The 7,950-nt window shown below is 61.7% G+C and carries 8 protein-coding genes; 1 reads left to right on the top strand and 7 read right to left on the bottom strand.

The features are described 5' to 3' along the window. Window positions 1–1,961: Ig-like domain-containing protein (locus tag PMI35_RS13740; RefSeq protein WP_443217061.1), on the top strand; the 1,961-nt coding region annotated here is incomplete at its 5' end. A gap of 183 nt (window positions 1,962–2,144) precedes the next feature. On the opposite strand, the gene PMI35_RS13745 is transcribed toward PMI35_RS13740, so the two are convergent. The 7 genes from PMI35_RS13745 to PMI35_RS13775 form a co-directional block, all read right to left on the bottom strand. Continuing rightward, on the bottom strand, window positions 2,145–3,155 hold the full coding sequence (locus PMI35_RS13745; RefSeq protein WP_008060803.1) for a zinc-binding dehydrogenase: 1,011 nt from the start codon (window positions 3,153–3,155) through the stop codon (window positions 2,145–2,147). 69 nt (window positions 3,156–3,224) lie between these two features. Next, complete coding sequence (locus PMI35_RS13750; RefSeq protein WP_032831691.1) at window positions 3,225–3,737, bottom strand: VOC family protein; 513 nt, start codon at window positions 3,735–3,737, stop codon at window positions 3,225–3,227. 120 nt (window positions 3,738–3,857) lie between these two features. Further along, the gene (locus PMI35_RS13755; protein ID WP_008060799.1) at window positions 3,858–4,451 is read right to left on the bottom strand and encodes a TetR/AcrR family transcriptional regulator; all 594 of its coding nucleotides are present in this window, start codon (window positions 4,449–4,451) and stop codon (window positions 3,858–3,860) included. Window positions 4,452–4,513: 62 nt separating this feature from the next. Next, window positions 4,514–5,713: an MFS transporter gene (locus tag PMI35_RS13760; RefSeq protein ID WP_008060797.1), complete on the bottom strand. Its 1,200-nt coding sequence runs from the start codon at window positions 5,711–5,713 to the stop codon at window positions 4,514–4,516. Further along, window positions 5,710–6,099 carry a GlcG/HbpS family heme-binding protein gene (locus PMI35_RS13765; protein ID WP_008060796.1) on the bottom strand — a complete coding sequence of 130 codons (390 nt, stop codon included), beginning with the start codon at window positions 6,097–6,099 and terminating at the stop codon, window positions 5,710–5,712. The genes PMI35_RS13760 and PMI35_RS13765 overlap by 4 nt, the downstream gene beginning before the upstream one ends. 85 nt (window positions 6,100–6,184) lie before the next feature. Beyond that, a complete protein-coding gene (locus tag PMI35_RS13770) occupies window positions 6,185–6,949 on the bottom strand; it encodes an IclR family transcriptional regulator (RefSeq protein ID WP_238543182.1) in 765 nt (254 codons plus the stop codon). A gap of 96 nt (window positions 6,950–7,045) precedes the next feature. Continuing rightward, window positions 7,046–7,950, bottom strand: a 905-nt coding sequence (locus PMI35_RS13775; RefSeq protein WP_008060790.1) for an electron transfer flavoprotein subunit alpha/FixB family protein, incomplete at its 5' end; no start/stop codon positions are given.

The following is a 7,950-nucleotide window of genomic DNA, read 5'->3' as shown; positions in this document are numbered from 1 at the left end:
CCATCAACACCAAGGCTGAAGATCCGCGCGCGGCATTCCCTTGCGCACCGGGGGAGACGCTGTACGTCAACGACGCCAGCCCCGGCCTCAAGACCTGCAACAACGGCTCCATCAAGATCCGTGGCGACTGGCGCGAAACCATGAGCACCCACTGGTTCCACGACCACATGCTCGATTTCACCGCACAGAACGTCTACAAGGGCAACGCGGTGATGATGAACTACTACAGCGCCCTGGACCGTGGCAACGAAGCGCTGCAAGACGGCGTCAACCTGCGCCTGCCCAGCGGTTCGGCGCTGCCTTGGGGCAACCGCGACTATGACGTCAACCTGATGGTGGCCGACAAGGCCTGGGATAAGAACGGCCAACTGTGGTTCAACCCGTTCAATACCGATGGCTTCCTCGGCGATCAGATCCTGGTCAACTGGCAGTACCAGCCGCGCCTGAAAGTGCGTGCGCGCAGCTATCGTTTCCGCATTCTCAACGGCTCGGTGTCGCGCTACTTCCGTTTCGCCCTGGTGCGTGAAATTGCTGGCACCGGTGGCGAATTCCCGGGGCCTGCAGGTTCCGGCCTGTCTTATACCCGCGTGCCGTTCCACCTGATCGCCAATGACGGCAACCTCATGGAACACGCCGTGCCATTCGACGGCAGCATGGACCTCGATGGCGACGGCGATACACAGGACCACAACGCGATCCTGCCGACCCAGGGCATCGCCGAGCGTTTCGATATCATCGTCAACTTCGCGAAAAACGGGATCAAGACCGGCGACAAGCTGTACTTCGTCAACCTGATGGAGCACCAGAACGGCAAGGGTCCGGAGAACGTACCGCTGAGCCTGGCCGATGTGCTGTCCGGCAAGTACAAGGCGGTGCTCAAGCTGGGCAGCAAAGGGCTGGAATGGGACATGGGCGACCCGGTGGTGGGCAAGTTCATGCAAATGGTCGTGCAGCCTTATTCCGGCCAGGACGTGAGCATGAACCCGGCCGAGTATGAACCCGCCAAACAGGGCAAACCGGCGGGCAAGAAAATGATCCCGCTGACCCTCGATCGCGATAACCCCACGGACATTGCCAAGCTCAACGTGGCACGGCATCGCGAGTTCATTTTCGGCCGTTCCGACGGCACCGACGAAGAACCCTGGACCATCAAGACTGACGGCGGCTTCGGCTACAGCATGGACCCGCGCCGGCTCGCCGCCGCCCCGCAACTGGCCAACGGCCCGACCGATGGCGGCTACAGCGGCGACGGCACCCTGGAAGTATGGAAAATCAGGAACGGCGGCAACGGCTGGAACCACCCGGTGCACGTACATTTCGAAGAAGGCATTGTTCTCAACCGCGACGGCAAGGCGCCACCGGAATGGGAAAAGTGGGCGCGCAAGGACGTGTATCGCATTGGTGAAGGCATCGACAGTTCGACGGACGTGGAAATAGCCATCCGCTTCCGCGAATTCGCCGGGACCTACATGGAGCACTGCCACAACACCCAGCACGAGGACACCTCGATGTTGCTGCGCTGGGATATCGAGAAGCCTGGCCAGTTCCAGTTGATGCCAACGCCCCTGCCCGGCTGGGACGGCGTCACCTACGTGAACTCTGCGGCGCTGCCGACCTTCCGCACCGGCGCCAGAGATGACGACAACGAAGGCCAGAACCAGAAACCGATCGCCAAGGCCGACAGCGCCGTGAGCAACAACGGCCAGGCGCTGATGATACAAGTCCTGGCCAACGACACCGACCCTGACGGTAATGTGCCGCTTAAAGTGGTGGGTCTTGCGCAACCGGACTCCGGCAAGGGCTCGGTCAGCACTGACGGCTTGCGCGTGGTCTACACACCACCGGCCACAATCGCCGCGCCGTTCACCGCGACCTTTACCTATCAAGCCAAGGATACCAAGGGTGCGGAGTCGGCTCAGGCGACGGTGACGGTGGCGGTCTCGAAACCGGCAACACGCTGACGGATGTCAGCAACGACCACCGTCGCCGGCGCGAGCGCGACGGTGGTCATCCACTCAGCTTTCGGGAAGGCGGTGGCGGTGCCGATACACGTCCAGGCGCACAGGCCGATGTATCACTTGAGGCGACACGGGCCCTTATCGCCTCAAGTGTGGTCGTCGGTGAACCTGCCACCGACCGTATGCTCAACGATGGGCAGCCGTCAGCCCCCAATCAAACACCACGAATGGCTCATCGATGCTGCGGTCTAGCAGCGCTCGATAAACCCTTTGCGGATCGTCCGGGGTTTGCGTGCATAGCATGCCTTCCACCGGAATCCGGTCCTGCGCAAGCCAGCTCATTGCCTTGCGAAACCCCTTCATGATGCTTTGCGAACTGTTGTTGTAACCTTCCAGTAGTTGCTCCCATTCAAAGGGTCGGGACACCAGCGGAAATGCCCATTCCCAACCACTGCGCAACTCTACGAAACCGTTGAACACGGCATTGAGCAGCTCGTGGGCCGACAGTTCCGATTGACGTCGCCATGGTACGCCGACAAGGACCACTTCACCGTGCTGGCGCACGATGCGACAACCATCGAGCACTGCCTGTTCGTTCCCTGAACAGTCAACGACCAAAGCGACGTGCCCGACCAGTGCAGGCTGATCAAGCGGAAACGCGGCAAACACGGACTTGAGCCCTGACGCGTGTGCCTGAGCGCGGCGCCTGGCGTCAGGCTCAACCACTACGACCTCGTATCCTGACAACTGAAAGATATGCGCTGCCAGATACCCGACCGGTCCGGCACCGCAAATGACAACACTGTCACCAGGACGCGCCCTGGTCGTCATCAGCGTCGTCATCGACACACCCACGAGACGGGCCAACAGCGCAATCTCTGACTTCATATCGCCGGGAATTGAAACCGTATGGGCGATGTCTACCTGCTGGAAGCTGCGATGGCTGCCCATGCAGAACAAGCGGTCACCGATGGCACCCCCTGTCACGTCAGCGCCCAGTTCCTCAACCTCGAACACGGCCGAGTATCCCGGCCGGAGCGGAAATTCCTCCCCGTTTGCCCAGGCAAGCTCGGTGCCTGGACTGACCAGTGTCGCGAGGGTGCGACCACGGACCTCATTAGGCCGCAGTGGCGACGGTTCGCAGTGCTGGAGAATGAATTGTCCCTTGCCTGGAAAACAGATTTCCTGTTGTTGCATATGATGTCTCTCCGAAGGTGCCGGCAAGCTCAGCCTGTCGACGCGCTCAATGCAGAATCGATAGGTGTGTCAGGCCGACTGTGGCACCCAGAGGGTGGGACCACCGTCCTGTTCATAGCCCAGCGGGCCGCTTCGGCTGACCAGCTCCAGGAATTGTCCCCAGGGAGTTCGCAGATAAACCCAGGTGAGGCCCTTCATCGGCCCTGCGTCGATCAACGTAGGGCCCTCCAGCACGTCGACGCCTTTTTCACGCAAGCGGTCAGCGGCGGCGACCGCGTCATCGACCTGAAAGCCCAGATGGAAACCGCCCACTTCGCTATTGCGCTTGAGAACGCCGTCCTGCGCTTCGCCTGAGTATTCAAACAACTCCAGGTTGGCGCCGTTGCCACAGCGCAGCACCTTGATGTTTTCAATGCGGCACTGCTCGGGCACACCCAGGCGTCGAGCCATGAATGCGTTATCGACCACCACCGGCCCGGTTTCCATGGCGGTGACCGCGCCCAATACCTGTTCAAAGAATTGCACGGCCTGGTCAAGGTCAGGGACCGTGAAGCCAACGTGCTCCATACCGTAAAGTTTCATCATCTGCTTGTGTCTCGGGTTGGTTTAGTTATTGTTTTCCCACCTCAAGTAACCAAACGGTTGGTTACATAAAAACACCTTAGGCGGTCAACTAAGATGAGTCAAGGCAACGCGGCTTTGCTAGCGACGAGCAGAACCGTAGAGCGCATTGACGATGAATGTCTGGTAGTTCTGGATGATCCTGTCCAGCGGGACTGCACGTTCGGCGCTGTCGAGGTCTATGACGCCGTCCAGCAGCGACAGGATGCATCGCTCGACGAAGTCATCGGCAGGGGTGAATGGCGAAGGCCCTCTGCGGCTCGCCAGCATGGCGCGTAAAAGTTCGCTGTGCTGGTGACGGAGCGCCGTGATGATGTCCCGCTGGGCGGTGCTGAGCGACCGCAGTTCCAGACGGGAAAGCGTGGCCTCGCAGCGGTGACGCAACCTGAAGCGAATGACCGTATCCACATAGCGCAGCAACGCATCTGCGGGCTCCCGGACACTTTCCGCGCAGTCACGCACGGCTTCGAGCAACTGGCCCTCATATTGGTGGATAACATCGAACAGCAGGGCCTGCTTGCTCTCCATGTGGTTGTACAAGGAGCCGGCCTGGATGCCCAGGACGGCAGCCAGCCGACGCATGCTGACCTGCTGAAAACCCTCGTCGACGAAGAGCGCGCAGGCGACACGCCGCAGGTGTGTTTCGGTACTCGTGACTGTGCGGTCAAGCCTCATGGACATCATTTCCAAAACGCCGAGCCGATTCCCTCAAGTACACGACTCGGCAAAGTGCCTGTTCAGCTTGCCAGTGCCTGTCGCGCAGACTGGCGTCCACGCCTTGCCAACCAGGCCAAGGGAATTTGTGCCAGCGCAGCCGCCGCCACGCCGGCCCATGGCGTGAGTGCCATCTGCCCATGGGCAACCAGTGAACTGCCGGCCATCTCACCCAGCGAAATACCGAGATTGAACCCTGAAATATTCAGTGCCGACGCAAAGTCCACGGCTTTAGGGGTGTAGCGCTGCGCCGTGGCCAGCATCCCACCCTGTACAGCAGGGGAAATGCCAAAGGCCAGGCCGCCCCAGAAGAACAGCATCACGCCCATGGCGCCCCGATACGGCAGAACCCAGGCGATGACAGCCAACACCACGACCAGGGCCAGCAACAGCCAGCGCAGCGCCGCCTGCCAACCGATGGCGGAGGCAAGCCGCCCCCCCAGCAGATTCCCCGCCAGCGTCGCCGCGCCAAACACCACCAGCAACAGGCTCGCCGTGCCGGCCGAGAAGCCCGTGATATCCGTGAGGATGGGGGTGATATAGGTAAACGCCGCAAACGAGGCACCGAACCCCAGCACCGTGATCATCATCATGGTGACAATCGCCGGATTGAACGCCGCGGCCAGTTGCTCACGAGGCCTGGCTGCCGGCGACGCATCGAGTGCAGGCAGCCAATGCAGCGATGCTGCAAACCCCAGGGCAGCCAGGCCGACTACCGCGAAGAACGGCAGTCTCCAGCCCATCCCGTTACCCAGGAAGCTACCCAGCGGCACCCCGATCACCATCGCCAGTGTCAGACCCGCAAACATCAGCGCAATGGCATTGCTCTCCTGCCCCTTGGGCGCCAGGCGCGCCGCGACCGTCGCACCCATGGCGAAAAAGCCGCCATGGGCCACGGCGGTTACGATGCGTCCCGCCAACAACGAGTAATAGTCAACGGACAGTGCCGAGACCAGGTTGCCACCCAGGAACACCGCGATCAGCCACAGCAGCACCGGCTTGCGCGGAAAGCGGGCCAGGGCGAGGACCAGCAACGGCGTGCCTACCGCCAGCGCAAGCGCATACAGGCCCACCAGACTTCCCGCGCGAGCCAGGGGTATTTCCAACTCACGGGAAATGGCCGGCAGCACGCCGACCACGATGAACTCCGCCACGCCAATGGCAAACGCTGTCACCGCCAGTGCCCAGACGCCGGGATGAAGCCGCTGCTTGCCCACACTCATGGGCGCGCGGCGCCTACGGCAATGACTTGATCGGCTTCCACGGTGGCGCCGGAAATACCCAGCGCGCCGATGACTTTGCCCTGCGTGTCGCGCAGTACCACCCCGCCACCGAAGCTGATCATGCCGCCGTTGGTGAACTCCAGCGAGTAGATCGGACCGCCCGGTTGGGCGCCGGCGCCGATCTCAATACTGTCGGTGCGAAACAGCGCCGCCGTGCGGGCTTTCTTGATGGCGATCTCGATGGCGCCGGGCAGCGCATCGTCCATACGCAGAAAACCGGCCTGCAATCCGCTGGCATCCACAACGCTGATGCACACTGAAAACCCTTGCTCCGTGGCCAGGTCCCTGGCGCGAGCGATGACGTCTTGAACAGTCGTTACAAACATGGAAGAGCTCCGTGGTGGTGATTGGTTGAGCCCTGATGATCGCGGCACGATCCCTTGCCGAACAGGTACCCTGCCCGGTTGGTCGTCAAAGTTTGACCATGTCGTACATGTCGCGCATGACTTGGCCCGCGAGGGCGACCAGCTTCGCTTCCGGCAGCCGCGACACGGGCCCGGCAACCGATAATGACGCCACCAGGCGGCCCTGTTTCCTCAGGGGCAGCGCCATGCAGTTGAGCCCTGGCTCGGCCTGCTCCAGGTCAAGCGCGTAGCCTTGCTCGACGATCAGGCCCAGGTCCTGTTCCAGATCCGGGGTCAGCAACCCTGCCTTGCGCAGACTGCGCGCAAGGTCCCTGTCCAGCGCGAGGAAAATCTTGCCGATGGCCGAGGTGGTCAACCCTTCGCGCTTACCCCGTGCCGCTTTGGCAAGGCCCCGGTCGCCGTGCTCCAGCACATCGATGTAAACGTACTTGCGGGTCCCGCAGGGCACTGCCAGATAACAGTTTTCACCGGTCAGCTCAGCGAGGGCCGACAATGCCGGTGCGAACGCTCCCTTGATGACTGCATCGGCATCATTGAGCGGTTGCGCGATCTCGCGCAGGCGCAAACCCAGCGCATAGGAGGCCCCCTGACGGGATACGTAGCCCAGTGCCGCGAGTGTATTGAGCAGGCCGTGCAAGGTGCTCTTGTGCAGGCCAAGACCGTCGACCAGGTCGACCAGCCTCGCCTCCCCTCCGGCAGCAGCGATGGCTTCCAGAATGGCCATCGCCCGCTCTACCGATTGAATCCGTTTGTTCTCATTGACCATGCAAGTGATGCTCTTCAGATGCGCCCGGTCTTCGGGCCACGGCACAGTATGATCTTTACCGTCGGCTTCCATGGCCTCGCGGCAACCGTCACGGTGTTGCGCAACGGCTACCTGAAACCCGGGCTCCTCTCTTCGATGCCGCTACAGGGCCGCCTGCAACTGCGCGATGGACTCGAACAGATCCGCCACCAGGCCGTAATCGGCCACCTGGAAGATCGGCGCTTCTTCGTCCTTGTTGATCGCCACGATCACTTTGGAGTCTTTCATGCCGGCCAGGTGCTGGATCGCGCCGGAGATACCGACCGCGATGTACAGCTGTGGAGCAACGATCTTGCCGGTCTGACCGACCTGCATGTCGTTGGGTACGAAACCTGCGTCGACCGCGGCGCGCGAAGCACCCACGGCTGCGCCCAGCTTGTCGGCCAGGGCGTACAGGTGCTTGAAGTTGTCGCCGTTCTGCATGCCACGGCCGCCGGAAACGACGATCCTGGCAGCGGTTAGTTCAGGACGATCAGATTTAGCAAGCTCTTCGCCGACGAAGCTGGAGACCGCAGCGTCGTGAGCAGCAGCAACCGATTCAACGGCAGCCGAACCACCTTCAGGGGCTACCGGGTCGAAACCGGTAGCACGCACGGTGATCACTTTCACTGCAGCGTTCGACTGAACGGTAGCAATGGCGTTACCGGCGTAGATCGGACGCTTGAAGGTATCGGCGCTTTCCACCGAGATGATCTCGGAGATCTGGTCAACGTCCAGTGCAGCGGCAACGCGCGGCAGGATGTTTTTGCCGTTGGAGGTGGCGGCAGCCAGGATGTGGCTGTAGCCCGCAGCCCCTGCTTCTTGAACGAGAGCTGCAACCAGCGGAGCAACGTTTTCCGGCAGCTGATGCGCGTAAGCGGCATTGTCAGCGTTCAGGACTTTGCTCACGCCAGCGACTTTCGCAGCGACTTCAGCCACGGCGCCTGCGCCTTGACCTGCAACCAGCACGTGGATGTCACCACCGATTTTGGCGGCGGCAGCCACGGTGTTCAGCGTGGCCGGGGCCA

This window comes from Pseudomonas sp. GM78, from assembly GCF_000282475.1.
Lineage (GTDB): Bacteria > Pseudomonadota > Gammaproteobacteria > Pseudomonadales > Pseudomonadaceae > Aquipseudomonas.
Note: the sequence above shows the minus strand (reverse complement) of the source record. Positions and strands in the feature narration are given on the sequence as shown.